The organism is Flagellimonas alginilytica (genome assembly GCF_042134605.1).
Taxonomy (GTDB): Bacteria; Bacteroidota; Bacteroidia; order Flavobacteriales; family Flavobacteriaceae; genus Flagellimonas; species Flagellimonas alginolytica.
The window spans coordinates 174,223-188,318 of record NZ_CP169638.1 but is presented as its reverse complement, the minus strand read 5'-3'; the positions used below and the strand labels follow the sequence as shown (position 1 = coordinate 188,318).

The window sequence follows — 14,096 nt, the reverse complement described above, 5'->3', positions numbered from 1 at the left end:
TTCCAATTACATTCGTCGACACATATTTACCATTCGTCTACAGTAAATGAGTGTTTAATCGCTCTTGAAGATCAAATCTCAGGATGATTGACTTATTTTGACCATCACTTAAATTCCATAACAATGCACATCTTATTCATTGAGGACGACGCTATCGAAACTATGAAGTTTCAGCGAACCCTTTCCAAATTGGAAACCAAGCATACCTTGATCGAAGCTAAAAACGGTGAAGAAGCGTTGGAATATTTGGAGTCTGGCAAATCCTTGCCGGATATCATTTTACTGGATCTGAACATGCCCCGAATGAACGGAATCGAATTCTTGGGCATATTAAAAGAACATAAAAAAATAAAATACTTGCCCACAATAGTGCTTACCACATCCGAAAACCGGGACGATCTATTGGAATGTTACAAAATAGGTATTGCAGGTTATATTATAAAACCCCTCAAATACGAGGATTATGAAACCAAAATACGAAACGTTCTGGAGTACTGGAACATCAACGAACTGGTCAAAGCCTAGTTAAAAACGGCATTTCACAACAAAACTTACTCATTGGGTAAATGTTTTCCTACTTTTGAAACGAATAAGCCAGATTATGAAAGGAATAGTATTTACCGAATTTTTGGAAATGGTGGAAGACCAGTTTGGGTTGGAGACCGTGGATGACATTATCGAAGCGGCCGACTTGCCCTCGGACGGCATTTATACCTCTGTTGGAACCTACGATTTTAACGAAATGGTGGCCCTTCTACAAAGTTTGAGCCAAAAGACCAATATGTCCATAGACGACCTATTGTATGCCTTTGGCCACTATTTGTTCGGAAGTTTGGGAAAGGCGCATCCCGAAGTAATAAAAAGTTATACCTCTCCCATCGGATTGCTTTATTCCATTGAAGATCATATTCATGTGCATGTTCAAAAACTCTATCCCGACGCCGAACTGCCCACTTTTAACATCTTGGATAAAACGGATACATCAATTTCCATGGTATATGTTTCCTCTAGGGGACTATATCGATTGGCTCACGGATTAATAGAAAAATGTTTTGAACATTTTAATACCACCTCCAAAGTTACCTACGAACTTTTAAAAGAGGACGGAACCGAAGTCAAATTTGATGTTGTACAGGATGGCCAAGGATGAGATAGCAATTTTAAAAAGGGCGTTGGAGCGCCAAAAAAAAGCAAGGGCACAGGCCGAGAGGATACTCGAGGAAAAATCCAAGGAACTTTACGATACCGCAGAGCATCTTAAAAGAGCCAATGCGCAGCTGGAGAATCTATTGGACGAAAAAACCGACGAGGTAGATGCCGGATTTTTGAGTATCATTGATTCTTACGTGGTTATGGACCTTGGATTCAACGTGGTCCGAAGCAACGAATCTGCAAAGGATTTTCTTCAGTTCGACAAAGACAGCCCTAAAATCAATCTATCCAGCTATGTACACCCCGATTTTGCGCAATATACAGCAGAATCCGTTCAAACTCTTTTGGATACGGGTGTGCTAAAAAATTATAGATCCAAGATCATACTCCCCAATGGCGAAGAGAAATTTGTACAGATAAATGCAAGTATAATCTACGACCGTAATCGAAATCCCATTGCCGCCCAAGGAATTTTGCGTGATATCACCCAAGAAAAAGATATTGAAAATCTACTGGCAAACCAACGGAAACAATTAAAGGAATCCGAGAACAGGCTGTCCACATTGATCAAGAATTTGGAAATGGCGGTACTCTTGGAGGACGAAAACCGAAATATAGCCCTCACCAATAAAAAATTCTGCGAAATGTTCAGTGTTCCTGCAAACCCTGAAGATATGACAGGAATGGATTGTGGTTGTGCTGCAGAAAAAACTAAAGATCTATTTAAAAACCCAGATCAATTTATGGCCAGGATAGCGGAGATCCTCGAAAATCGGGAGCCGGTACTTGCCGATGAACTGGAAATGGTGGATGGCCGTATTTTGGAACGCGATTACATTCCCGTAATTAGCGATGGTGTTTACAAAGGCCACCTATGGAGTTACAGGGATGTAACGTTGAACAGGACCTTTAAGCGGAACCTCCAAGCCGAAAAGGACAAGTACAGTGGAATAATTGCAAATATGAACCTAGGCCTGGTCGAAGTGGATACCGAAGATCGCATTCAAATGGTAAACCAGAGCTTTTGCGAAATGAGCGGATTTACCGAAGAGGAGCTTACGGGCAAGCATGCCAGCGACGTACTTTCGGTACAAGATGAATCCATAATTGCAGAAAAGAACGCCAAACGGATTCAAAACCAATCCGATTCTTATGAAGTAGAAGTTATCAATAAATATAATGAGTTTCGCCATTGGTTGATCAGTGGCGCACCAAGATATGACGAAAAAGGCAAGGTAATAGGTTCTATCGGGATCCATTTGGATATAACCGAACAAAAAAATCTACAACTGGAAAAAGAAAAGTTGTTGGATAAACTGGAGCAGAGCAATGAAAGCCTAAAAGAATATGCCTATGTAGTTTCCCACGACCTAAAATCGCCGCTAAGAAGTATCGAAGCCTTGGCCAGTTGGTTGAAAAATGATTATAGTGAAGCCTTGGGCGAAACCGGCAGGGAATATTTGGGCATGATCCAGGACAAGATAGAATCCATGGAAAACCTGATCAGTGGCATACTGGCCTATTCCACCGCTAATACTTCGGAATTGAACAATACACAAATAGACCTAAACGAGGTAATCTCTGGTATTGTGGACAGTATTTACATTCCAGAAAATGTTAAGGTAGTCGCCCCTGCACCCTTACCAAATATCATCGCAGATAGGACCAAAATGCATCAATTGTTCCAAAACATTATTTCAAATGCGGTCGTCCATATCGATAAAAAAGTAGGAAAGGTAGAAGTACTGTTTCAAGAAGAATCCGATTATTGGAAATTCCGCATCAAGGATAACGGAGTGGGTATCCCGAAAAAATATCACAAGAAAATATTCGATATTTTTCAGTCCGCCTCAACCGATAAAAAATCAACAGGAATAGGTCTATCCATAGTTAAAAAAATCATCGACAGATATAACGGTTCCGTTTGGGTAGAAAGCGAAGAAGGAATCGGTACCGATTTCCATTTTACAATAGAAAAGCAACCCCTTAAAACCGAACGCCATGAAGATCTTACAAGCGAAAAAACAATCTGATACCAATTTTGAGTTTATCTCGGAAAAAACCGAGCTGAAAGAACCTTTGGTTCTCATTTTTGGTAATCGGTATTTATTGCAAGAGGAAAAACTGTACCAAGAAGTAAGAAACTTGTTTCCCGATGGACATTTGGTGTTTGGGTCAACCTCGGGAGAGATTTTGGGGGAGAAAGTATTGGACGGAACAGTAACATTGACCGCAGTTGAGTTCGAAAAAAGCCATTTTTTGGTAAAAAGCAAGAATGTGGCCGAATTTGATCAGGATGATGCCGATCTGGGCAAAGTTCTGGCATCAGAACTCCCTACCGAAAACTTAAAACATGTGTTTGTGGTTTCGGAAGGAAGCACTGTAAACGGTAGCGAACTTATCGCAGGACTGGAACATGTAGGTAAGGGTAGTTTTGGTCTTTCCGGAGGACTCTGTGGGGATGATGACCGCTTTGAGGTCACCCTGTCATCCTATAATGAGCACCCTAAACAAGGAGAGGTTGTGGCTATTGGGTTCTATGGTGATACTTTAGAAATCAGTTGTGCCAACTTTGGCGGATGGACCCCCTTTGGACCAGAACGATTGATTACAAAATCGCGAAAGAACATTTTGTTCGAGCTCGATGGCAAGCCAGCTTTGGATTTGTATAAAAAATATTTGGGCGATAAGGCGGGCGAACTTCCCAAATCGGCACTTCTGTACCCACTTAGTGTACAGACCAATGATGAAGAACCTATTGTACGTACCATTTTGAATATAGATGAAGAACATAATGCCATGATATTGGCCGGGGACGTACCCGAAGGTTCCAAAGTACAATTAATGATGGCCACGGTGGACGATATCGCCAATGGTGCAAGGTCCGCGGCCAAACTCGCTGTGGAAGAACGTGAAAACGAATCCCAACTGGCCATATTGATCAGCTGTGTGGGACGTAAACTGGTAATGGATCAACGAACAGAGGAAGAAATCGAGGAAGTAACCCAGGTTATAGGCGAGAATGTGGCGGTATCCGGCTTTTATTCTTATGGGGAAATGGCACCATTTGCAGGTCAGAATACCTGTAAATTACATAACCAAACCATGACTTTGACCTTATTCAGCGAGTAATGCACAGCCTTTTAAAAAGACAGCTTAAAAAGTACCTGCCCGAAACTTACTCGGACAATCGTGATTTGGATCAGCTTTTGGACGCCATTGCCAACTCTTACGAAAATTACGACGAAAAGCTGAGGATGCTACAAAGGGCCACAGCACTAAGTTCGGATGAGTTGTACGATGCCAATAGAGAACTGGAAAAGGAAGCTGCCCGACAGAAACAGGTATTGAACTCGCTTGAAAGCGCACTTTCCGCCCTGCAGGCAAACTTTAAACAACAAGAAGTTCCAAAAAACATTGTGGATAGCGATTTTGATGCAGAAAAATTGGCCCGACAAATTGGGGAATTGGCTCAGCGAGCATCAGAAATGACCACCGAAAAAGATAAATTGCTCAAGAATTTGGCAAGTCAGAATGAATCATTAAACAGTTATGCCCATGTGGTATCCCATGATCTAAAATCACCCATTAGGAACATTAGCGCGCTGATAACCTGGATAGAGGAAGACGAAAAAGATACCCTGTCCGATCAGAGCAAACAAAATCTATCCTTGGCACTTGGGAACTTGGAGAAAATGGACAAGCTCATCACCGGTATACTAAAACATGCCACATTACAGGATAAGAATGCTTCCAACGATATTTTTGAATTGGGAGAAATGTTATCGGATATACAAGGGAATATTTTTGTACCCAAAAATGTACAGTTTAAGGTTCCTGGACAGCTGCCCCAGCTGTATTACGATCGCTACAAGATCGAACAGCTTTTCATGAATTTAATGACCAACGCCGTTAAGGCTACCGAAGGCAAGAAACAAGGAACTATCCGGGTCGACTTTAAGGACGAAGGCGACCATTGGTATTTTGCCATAGCGGACAATGGAAAGGGAATACCGGAAAAGCATCAATCGGATATTTTTGATATGTTCCATAAATTGGAGGACGATGCCATGGCAACGGGCATTGGTTTGGCTCTGGTAAAAAAGATAGTATCCCTTTATGAAGGGAATATTTGGGTGGACAGTATTGAGAATATGGGAACTACATTTCATTTTACCCTAAAAAAACAAAACCTATGAGAGAAATCCCAAATCTAGAGTACGTGGACAACCTTGCCGAAGGAGATATGGTCTTTCGTCAAAAATTTATCGGTATATTAAAGGAGGAATTTCCAACAGAACAAGAGGAATACCTGGATACCATAAAAAATGCACTTTTTCGCGAAGCTTCCGAGCATGTGCACAAGATAAAGCATAAATTAAACGTTCTAGGTTTACACAATGCTTACACTTTGGCCGTAAAGCACGAGAAGGAACTGCGAGATGGCGAACAATCGTTTAAAGATGAATTCTTGTCGATTTTAAAAGATGTGGAGCACTACCTAAAAACCATTTAAAATGAATTGTATAATAATTGATGACGAAGCAGCAGCAAGGGCAATTGTGTCACAATTATGCTCAAAGGTTCCTGAAATAAATGTTATGGAAGAGTTTGATAATGCCATCGAGGCCATCAAATTCTTGAACCAATTTAAAGTGGACCTGGTTTTTTTGGACATCCACATGCCGGGCTTCACGGGAATTGATTTTATCCAGACCCTAAAAAACCCTCCAAAAATTGTGATGATCACCTCGGATACCGAATTTGCCATTGCATCTTACGAGTACGAGGCCATTGTGGATTACTTGGTAAAACCCATTACCCAAGAGCGTTTTCAAAAATGTATTCAAAAAGTAAAAAATAGTTCAAGCGCCCCATCTTCAACTGCATCGACTGTGAACGAGCAAGAAAATGGCTTGGGCGAAGATCTATATATTAATATAGACCGGAGACTCATAAAACTGAAATTCGCGGAGATCCTGTTGATCGAGGCCAAAGGGGACTACATCAATATTAAAACAGAGTCAAAGGATTATTTGGTGCACACCACCTTAAAAAAAATACTGGAAAAACTGCCAGAGGACAAGTTCTTGCAAATCCATAGATCCTATGTGATCAACTTTAATAAGATTGTGGATATTGAGGACAATAGCGTACTTATTGAAAAAAGTGTGATTCCCATAAGTAGGTCTAACCGACCGGAATTAATGCGTAGGTTGAACCTGTTGTAGGCAATTATCCACACTTTTTTTAAACCTACCTACAGTTTTTTGGTTTTCAGCGCTCCACAAGTAATTACCGACTTAATGTAATATAGCTTTGTAGGAGTACAAACCAAATCTTCATAATTATGAAAAATCGATTAGTATTTACACATATTCGTAAAGCATTAATATCATTACAGTTTGGAGTATTGTATGCTGTTGTAGCTGGTACAGTCCATTATTTTGGATTGATTTAGTAAGAGCAATCGATCGGATAAACTACAAAAACGCCCATTTGGGTGTTTTTTTTTGCTTGTCCCTTACTGGTAACCATCCGTCTACAGAAAGTTTTCATTCACCGAGGGAGCCATGTTTAAAGGCTTGGAAATCATCAATTTTGTATCATATTCTTAAACCTACGATCATGAAGCAATTTATACTTCTTTTGGCAACATTGTTAACTTTTGGATGGGCAACTGCCCAACAATATGGTTATAAGTATTTGGGAGATTATACATCAGATGGAACCCCCCTTTATTTTGATGGAAAGGATAATGTTTCCCAAGAAACCTTGGATATGATCAGCAATGCCCTTCCCGAAGGATTTCCAGTACCCAACTATAATCCGCAGTATATAACTTCCGGGTACGATACCGATATTATTTTGGATAAAGATGCCGATGTATGGGTAACCTTTGTGGGAGAGGGTGCAGGATATAAAAACGTTCTTGGGTTTTATACTTATGATGTAGATCAACCTCAATTGACTGCTCCCAAAGAAGAAGATATTACCATTATTTTCCCAAATGTCTCCGCAAAATATAGTGGTGGAAGCTTGGAAACTGGACATAAGGTAAAAATTGGAAGATTTAGTGCCGGTACCGGTATTGGTTGGGTATTGTTGGCCAATGGTTGGAAAGGGCAGGTAACTCCAGGACTATGGCAGTTGTTCTCTAATCCCGACTATAATCCAGAAGCTCTTGAATTTCTTAGACATCACAATGTATTGTTGAACGATCCAGATAACGAGCGAATTATTTTGGGTTTTGAGGACATTAGACGGGATTATGCAAGTTGTGACAACGATTTTAACGATGCTCTTTTTTACATTACAGCCAATCCGTATGAGGCCATAAAAACCACCAATTATAATAAAATTACGGATCACGCACCTGTTACCTCCGGTAATGATGGCGGATTGGAAAGTAATGGAGACTTGGCCAGCTTGATCGCAAAAAGAAATTTTGACCGAAACAAGGCCAATACTTTTAAGAACAAGCGCGCCTTGCAAAACAAGTACGACAAGAAGACCTACAAGTCCTTAATGGCCAAATCGGGTAATCTGGATGGTTATTTTCCCAGCACTGGAATGTTTGGCACAGAAACTTCTTATGTTTCAAGCCCTGAGGACCTTTTGGCCATTACCAATGCAGATGAGGTATTCGGAATCGATTATTACCAAGGAACTGATAGGGTTTCTGCCGCTCTAGCACTGAACACCAAAGGAGAGGTGTACAACCATACAAAAACAATCTGTGATCGTCTTAACAATTCTAAACTGAAGGATTTAAGGACTATCGAGCTACAAGGACATAAATTGATCTATTCCGAATTGGAACGAGCGAATGGCAATGTGGAGTATGCTGTGGTATTTTCGGTGAAAGAGGACGGAGCGGATCGCACAGTTTACAGCCGTTGGAATTTGGCCGAATACCCTGCCGGGGATTATATGAACTTTCAAGTCTGGGGAAATAGTATGGGGCAGGTGAGCACCGTCGTAAACGAGATTCTTACCAATTTGGGCCAGGAATCTACATTGGAATCCAATGAAGGGGAAAATGTATTGCCAACAGTGTTTATCCAGAATGGATATTACAAAAACGGAAAATTGCACCTGAATATCATCAACAAAAGCAAGGCAACTTGGTTATTGTTAGATGGAAATTATAAGACCACCGAACAAGAAAACCTTCAGAATTTAAATACCATCATCGACTTAAACGGTGAATGGGAACAGGAGATTACATTAGAGTCTGGACACTTGTTTGATATGGGACTGTCCATTATAGCCGAAAACTCTTATCAACACGATGCAATTTACTTGGCTGATGGCCCATGGGGTGTGGATTACAATACACAAGCCGATAGTGTTGAAGTTTTTGAAGTGGTTGAACACCAAGAATGGGATTTAGATGGACATATTGTGGAAAGGGGAGTAGTGGCCAAGGGAGAAGTTAAGGAGACCATTAACGTATTCCGTAATATTTTGGCCGGTGACTTACAATTACCTATCGATGATTACCAGTATCTGCACTTCAACATCAAAAACCAGACTCCCGTAGAGATAAGTTTGGTAACCGATGCCACGAGCGAGTGGAGCGAACGTCTTCGCTATAGCTTGGATGCCAATGGTGAAAAAACGCAATACAGTTTATCGTTTTCAGACTTTGTAAACCACGAAGGAAAAAATATGGACTTTGGACAACTGCGAACCATTGTAATTTCTGTGCAGGGAGACTATCAAAATTATACATCGTTTGAACTGGAAGTGGACCAAATGGCTTTAACGGTTGATGGAGAAATTCAGCAAGAATCTGAAACTGAACAAGAAGACCCTACCACTGACGAAACCAATAGTTTGGATCTTGGCGACGATCTGATCAGCATTTTGGATCCAAATACTGAGCTGGAGCTTAAAAATTACCCGAACCCTTTTGTGGAATACACGGATATATCGTTACCGGAAAAAACCAGTAAAGTAAATGTACATGTCGTGAATTTAAGTGGACAGGTACTTTATGCAGATACCCACGCTCCAACAGGAAACGAGAATACCATACGCTTGGAGCTGGGTCATCTGCCAAAGGGAATATACTTGTATCAAGTTGGAGATGTTACCAATAGCAAGCGGTACAGCGGAAAAATTATACGACAATAAATGCGGTTAAATAGGTTGTTGTTTTTTTGATGAAGGCTCCCCTTTTTAAGGGGAGTTTTTTTTTGTATAATTATTTAGGATTTAATGGTTATATTGAAAATCTTCTAGTTAAAATTTGATTAAATGCCAAGTGTTAATAGTTTAATTGTGCCTACTTATGATAAGATGTTGATTCCAACCTTGGAGGCATTGAAAAGGTTAGGAGGGTCTGGTTCTATTGATGAGATAAATGAAAAAGTTTATGAAGTGGCCAGTTATACCGAGGAAATTTTAGACATACCACATGATGAAAACGGAGTACAATCCGAGGTGGAGTACCGGTTGGGATGGGCCCGTACATATTTAAAAAAATATGGACTGCTCGAAAATTCTTCTCGAGGTGTATGGGCATTGGTAGATAATGAAATCGATACTTCTAATTTGGATTCAAATGAGATTGTTAAGACGGTAAGAGAAAATGACCGCATTCTTAGAGCGGAAAAGGAGAAGAAGTCTATTGCAAGTTATGAAGATAATGTTGAAGATGAAATGGAGGAAGAACTTGATTGGAAAGAAAGTCTTATTTCTCGACTCTTGGAAATTGAACCATCCGCTTTTGAGAGGTTGTGCCAGAGATTGCTTCGCGAAAGTGGTTTTGTTCAAGTTGAAGTTACGGGAAAATCTGGTGATGGTGGAATTGACGGTAAAGGGATAGTAAGGATAAATGGGTTCTTAAGTTTTCATGTTTTTTTTCAAAGTAAACGGTATAAAGGTTCGGTTGGATCCGGAGATGTAAGGGATTTTCGAGGTGCCATGCAAGGGAGGGCAGATAAGGGTGTTTTTATTACCACAGGCAATTTTACTCGTGAAGCTATTAAAGAAGCTACTAGGGATGGGGCTCCACCTATTGATCTAATAGATGGAGAACAATTGTGTGACAAACTTAAAGAGTTTGGATTAGGTGTTGAAACACAATTAATTGAATCAGTAAAAATCAATTCAGATTGGTTCAATAAGATTTGATATCTTAATTGGAAGCAATGCTCCCATTAAAAAAAGGCTGCTTCTTAAATAACCACTTCAGTTGTATGCCCACTTCAGTAAATTGGAAGCCTGCTGCAGTCGCCGAGGCAATGTTGCTATATTTTCCGTACAACCCGCCACTCAATCGTTTGGTAAATTGGTGTTTTAGATTCATTTCTACCCTAAAAATAGAAGTCATATCATCATCTTCCACCTGCTGTAAACCCGTTGCCGCATTGATTCTATAGGTGGAGTTACCGCTAAATTTTCCGCTCACTTCAGCAAAGAATTCCCCGGCCTGGTATTTTTCAGGACTAAAATAGATGGTAGGCACTTGCTCCGCAAAGGCCAAGTACTGGTAGTTGAGTCCAAACTTTAAGTTGGGCTTTCGCAACGCAGTGTAGTACAAAGAAGTAAACAAAAGGTCGCGTTGGTTGTCATCGCTTTGCTCTGTGTGCATAAGCTGTGAGTACCATCCCAATCCAAAATTGGAACCAAGGTTGTAGTTTAAACCATAATGCTGCATTACAATTTCACGCTCTATCAAATCCGTATTAAAATTTTGAACCTCTCGTTGGAATCCAACCTCCAAGTTTTGCAAACGATACGGTTCTGTAACCACTTTTGCACTTATAATGGGTTGCGAGTAGCCATTACCATTGAACTGGGCATTGTTGATTCCTGCTAGGCCCACTACTTTCAACTTCGGCAGCATAGCGTAGGTAACTCCAGCGGTTGCGGTATGCGTATGCGCTTTTGCTGAGGTTTCTGAATTTTCTGTTAATCGGTACTGATAATTTACAACGGTTTGAAACTTGGTGGACAATGGCAGGTTCACCGTTGTATTGGTGGCATATGCTACGTTATTCCCATTATCAAAACTGTAAGAAGCCGTTTCTTGCACATAAGGGCTATATTGTCCGTTTATTTTTTCGATAAGCCCTTGCGCATCTTTTTGGTTTTCAAAAATCGACAAGGTTTTGTTGGTGGCGGCGTATGCCTCTTCTATCCTTCCGAGGGCAAAAAGTGCATTGGCCTTTCCTAAATTTCCATCAAAAGATGTACTGTCCGATGCCAGAATAGCGTCATAATGCTGTAGACTGCTCTTAATATTCCCGGTGTACATTCCATGGGTGGCTTTAAGGGCCAACACCCAATTTTTATCACCAAATTGGTTGGAAAGACTATCGATGTATTTTTTGGCAGAAACAAACTTTCGGTTCCAGATCAGGGCTTGAGCGTAGCGTTCAAACGTCTTTTCCTTAAGTTCGTTATCGTTGATCTTGCCTACTTTATTTTTTGATTGGATGGCAACCTTCAGGGCTACTTTATCATTTTCCCCAATATGCTTGGCCAAGGCAATTCCATTTAAAGCCACAACAGAGTCTTTTGCAGAAATAGCAAGTCTGCGATAGGACGTTTTTGCACTATCGACCTCTTTGGTAATCAAGAATACATTGGCCAAGTTCAGCAAGGTTTCTCGATCATTTGGAAAATCGTTGAAAATGGATTTTAGTTTGATTTTTGCCTCATCGTAATTCTGTGACTGTACCAAAGTGTTGGCCAATCCAAGTTTCATGTATTTTTTTGAAGTAAGCGCACTTGAATTACCAGGTTGCAATTGCAAAGCTTTTTCTATCCATTCCAAGGCTTCCTCATATTTTTGAAGATTGCTCAACGTATTGGCATAACCTAAAACAGCACCAAATTTATTGGGGTAATCTTCAACTAGGCCAGCGTACAATTTTTCCGCAGCTTTAAATTGCTTTCCCCATAAAAAGGATTCATAATAGTTGATGCGAACCTCGTAATCATCCGGGTGCTTTTCCAACATACCATTAAATAAGGTATTGGCCTTGTTCGGGTTTCCGTTGAGACCCACAGCACGCCCGTAGCAGATCTGAGCTGTTTTGTTATCCGGATTATCTTTAAGGAAATCACCAAAAAAGTTTTCAGCTTGGGAGAAGTTCCCTTTTTCCAAAAGTTGAAATCCGGTGTCCATTTCGGACTGGGCCAAAACTCCTTGTATGGCGACCACAAAAATGATGATGTGAATAAAGCGTTTCATAGGTTAAGCTTTTGAGGTTTTTTTGATATGGTAAAGTTAAAACGAGTCTTTCCGCGGCCGAAGGGCGAACCTTACCATTCGTCTACAGCTATCCGTCATCCGTCTACACCGTCCAATTTAAAACGTCAAATCAGTGGATATTTGCTGTAACAAGTCGAACAAATCTTAACCTTAACAACTAAAAATCATGGCTTTACAAATCACCGAATGTAGAAGAGTCTTCTCAGTAAATGGGCGATTGGACAGTACCACTATCAAGATTTTTGAAAGACATATGAAAAACTTCATTAAGCGAGGTACTACCGTTAAACTTGATTTACAACGAGTATCGGTAATCGATGATTTGGCAAGTAAGGTATTGATTCAAATGTTTGCCAATGCAGTGCTTTTGGATTGCCATTTCACCATAAATGGATGGTTGCCCAAAAAGGATTTAAAGCAACTGTGTTTAAAAGCCACCTTTTAATTTTTTATGCTATGACCGTTCTTAACCTAGTAAAAAACCGAATTTCCCCTCAACAGCTTTTTATGCTGAGTGCCTTATTGGTGAATGGAGGAAACTACATTTATAATTTATTGTTGGGGCGCATTTTGGGTCCAGAAGCCTTTGCGGATGCAGCCTTGTTGGTGACCTTGTTGTTGGTTCTCTCATTTTTGGGAATGACCTTTCAGTTGGTAACAGCAAAATTTGTTGCCACATTACCATCCGATCAATGGGATGTTTTTAGAAATCGAATAGGTGCTTTTGCACTTTTGATCGGATGTTTATTAGGAGCTGTGGTATTTTTCTCTGCACCAATGCTCCAAAATATATTGCACACGGAAAACACGGTAATGTTTCGAATTTTTGCTGTAGGAGTGCCCATTTACTTTGTAATGAGCGTAAACCGAGGTCAATATCAAGGGGAAGAATCCTTTGCCAAATTGGCCATTTCCTATCAATTGGAAATGTGGGGCAGATTGGGAATTACCCTATTGGCCTTTTTGGTAATTCGTGACCATTTTGGTGCATTGGTCTCTTTTGGAATTTTGGTTTCCCTGGTGTTTGGATTGTTCCCTTACAAAAAGTTGAGCCTTGCTAAAACAGCAAAAGCTCCTATTGGTTTGGAATGGTCAAAGGTGCGGACTTTTATGTTGATCACGGCTGGCTACGAATTGACCCAGATCATCATCAACAATAGCGATATTATATTGGTGAAACACTTTTTTGAAGCACAAGAAGCAGGTCTTTACGCTTCCTTGGCATTGATCGGCCGCGTGGTGTATTTTGTGGCCTGGATGTTCGTAATGCTGCTATTGCCCACTGTGGTCCGTCTTAAAAAAGAAGGCAAGCCTTCAAAACAAGTACTTTTTAAATATGTAAGATATATCGGTGCTTTGTCCTTGTTTATCGTTGGAGCCTGTATGGTGTTTCCTAAATTGATCATTACACTACTATTTGGAGATGCCTATTTGTCCATGGCTTCATTGTTGTGGCAATATGCACTGGCCACATCTTTGTTTGCCGTGGCAAATATTTTTACTTATTACTTTTTATCCTTAGATCATTATAAACCCATTTTGTTTTCAGCAGTGATGGGTGTGTCACAGATAGTTTTGATTGTGTTGTTTCATAGTAGTTTGGCCATGGTGGTCCAACTACAGATTTTGGTAATGTTGGTTTTGCTTGCCGTTCAAATACTCTATTTTTTATCTCACAGGAGATAGGGTTTCCCCCAGAATAGAGGGCAGG

The 14,096-nt window shown here is 40.4% G+C and carries 12 protein-coding genes; 11 read left to right on the top strand and 1 reads right to left on the bottom strand.

The features are described 5' to 3' along the window. The first annotated feature begins 123 nt into the window (after nt 1–123). The 9 genes from ABTP35_RS00810 to ABTP35_RS00770 all read left to right on the top strand — a co-directional run bounded on the left by ABTP35_RS00810 (nt 124) and on the right by ABTP35_RS00770 (nt 10,296). Nucleotides 124–525: a response regulator gene (locus ABTP35_RS00810; protein ID WP_224836526.1), complete on the top strand. Its 402-nt coding sequence runs from the start codon at nt 124–126 to the stop codon at nt 523–525. Nucleotides 526–601: 76 nt separating this feature from the next. Further along, complete coding sequence (locus ABTP35_RS00805) at nt 602–1,150, top strand: heme NO-binding domain-containing protein (protein ID WP_224836527.1); 549 nt, start codon at nt 602–604, stop codon at nt 1,148–1,150. Continuing rightward, nucleotides 1,125–3,185 carry a PAS domain S-box protein gene (locus tag ABTP35_RS00800; RefSeq protein ID WP_375334345.1) on the top strand — a complete coding sequence of 687 codons (2,061 nt, stop codon included), beginning with the start codon at nt 1,125–1,127 and terminating at the stop codon, nt 3,183–3,185. The genes ABTP35_RS00805 and ABTP35_RS00800 overlap by 26 nt, the downstream gene beginning before the upstream one ends. Then, complete coding sequence (locus ABTP35_RS00795) at nt 3,154–4,284, top strand: FIST signal transduction protein (protein WP_375334344.1); 1,131 nt, start codon at nt 3,154–3,156, stop codon at nt 4,282–4,284. Before ABTP35_RS00800 ends, ABTP35_RS00795 begins: the two co-directional genes overlap by 32 nt. Beyond that, the gene (locus ABTP35_RS00790; protein WP_375334343.1) at nt 4,284–5,351 is read left to right on the top strand and encodes an ATP-binding protein; all 1,068 of its coding nucleotides are present in this window, start codon (nt 4,284–4,286) and stop codon (nt 5,349–5,351) included. The genes ABTP35_RS00795 and ABTP35_RS00790 overlap by 1 nt, the downstream gene beginning before the upstream one ends. Next, nucleotides 5,348–5,668, top strand: coding sequence for an Hpt domain-containing protein (locus ABTP35_RS00785; protein WP_224836531.1), 321 nt, complete (start codon nt 5,348–5,350; stop codon nt 5,666–5,668). Before ABTP35_RS00790 ends, ABTP35_RS00785 begins: the two co-directional genes overlap by 4 nt. 1 nt (nt 5,669) lies before the next feature. Beyond that, the gene (locus tag ABTP35_RS00780; protein WP_293294771.1) at nt 5,670–6,383 is read left to right on the top strand and encodes a LytTR family DNA-binding domain-containing protein; all 714 of its coding nucleotides are present in this window, start codon (nt 5,670–5,672) and stop codon (nt 6,381–6,383) included. A 397-nt stretch (nt 6,384–6,780) separates the two neighbouring features. Next, nucleotides 6,781–9,294 carry a DUF4114 domain-containing protein gene (locus ABTP35_RS00775; RefSeq protein WP_375334342.1) on the top strand — a complete coding sequence of 838 codons (2,514 nt, stop codon included), beginning with the start codon at nt 6,781–6,783 and terminating at the stop codon, nt 9,292–9,294. A gap of 123 nt (nt 9,295–9,417) precedes the next feature. Beyond that, nucleotides 9,418–10,296, top strand: a complete 879-nt coding sequence (locus ABTP35_RS00770; RefSeq protein ID WP_293294775.1) for a restriction endonuclease — start codon at nt 9,418–9,420, stop codon at nt 10,294–10,296. 4 nt (nt 10,297–10,300) lie between these two features. Here the strand turns inward: ABTP35_RS00770 and ABTP35_RS00765 are convergent, their stop codons facing one another. Beyond that, nucleotides 10,301–12,364 (bottom strand): tetratricopeptide repeat protein, encoded by a 2,064-nt coding sequence (locus ABTP35_RS00765; protein ID WP_293294777.1) that lies wholly within the window; start codon nt 12,362–12,364, stop codon nt 10,301–10,303. 187 nt (nt 12,365–12,551) lie between these two features. Here ABTP35_RS00765 and ABTP35_RS00760 point away from each other — a divergent pair, with 187 nt between their 5' ends. Both ABTP35_RS00760 and ABTP35_RS00755 read left to right on the top strand, forming a co-directional pair. After that, complete coding sequence (locus tag ABTP35_RS00760) at nt 12,552–12,830, top strand: STAS domain-containing protein (protein ID WP_224836536.1); 279 nt, start codon at nt 12,552–12,554, stop codon at nt 12,828–12,830. Between the two features lie 11 nt (nt 12,831–12,841). Further along, a complete protein-coding gene (locus ABTP35_RS00755) occupies nt 12,842–14,071 on the top strand; it encodes an oligosaccharide flippase family protein (RefSeq protein ID WP_293294780.1) in 1,230 nt (409 codons plus the stop codon). The last annotated feature ends 25 nt before the right edge of the window (nt 14,072–14,096 follow it).

Bases quoted from the DNA above. Each gene is read 5' to 3' on its own strand.
- ABTP35_RS00795 (WP_375334344.1), top strand. From the start codon at position 3,154: ATGAAGATCTTACAAGCGAAAAAACAATCTGATACCAATTTTGAGTTT.
- ABTP35_RS00755 (WP_293294780.1), top strand. From the start codon at position 12,842: ATGACCGTTCTTAACCTAGTAAAAAACCGAATTTCCCCTCAACAGCTT.
- ABTP35_RS00760 (WP_224836536.1), top strand. From the start codon at position 12,552: ATGGCTTTACAAATCACCGAATGTAGAAGAGTCTTCTCAGTAAATGGG.
- ABTP35_RS00775 (WP_375334342.1), top strand. From the start codon at position 6,781: ATGAAGCAATTTATACTTCTTTTGGCAACATTGTTAACTTTTGGATGG.
- ABTP35_RS00790 (WP_375334343.1), top strand. From the start codon at position 4,284: ATGCACAGCCTTTTAAAAAGACAGCTTAAAAAGTACCTGCCCGAAACT.
- ABTP35_RS00810 (WP_224836526.1), top strand. From the start codon at position 124: ATGCACATCTTATTCATTGAGGACGACGCTATCGAAACTATGAAGTTT.
- ABTP35_RS00765 (WP_293294777.1), bottom strand. From the start codon at position 12,364: ATGAAACGCTTTATTCACATCATCATTTTTGTGGTCGCCATACAAGGA.
- ABTP35_RS00770 (WP_293294775.1), top strand. From the start codon at position 9,418: ATGCCAAGTGTTAATAGTTTAATTGTGCCTACTTATGATAAGATGTTG.
- ABTP35_RS00780 (WP_293294771.1), top strand. From the start codon at position 5,670: ATGAATTGTATAATAATTGATGACGAAGCAGCAGCAAGGGCAATTGTG.
- ABTP35_RS00785 (WP_224836531.1), top strand. From the start codon at position 5,348: ATGAGAGAAATCCCAAATCTAGAGTACGTGGACAACCTTGCCGAAGGA.
- ABTP35_RS00805 (WP_224836527.1), top strand. From the start codon at position 602: ATGAAAGGAATAGTATTTACCGAATTTTTGGAAATGGTGGAAGACCAG.
- ABTP35_RS00800 (WP_375334345.1), top strand. From the start codon at position 1,125: ATGTTGTACAGGATGGCCAAGGATGAGATAGCAATTTTAAAAAGGGCG.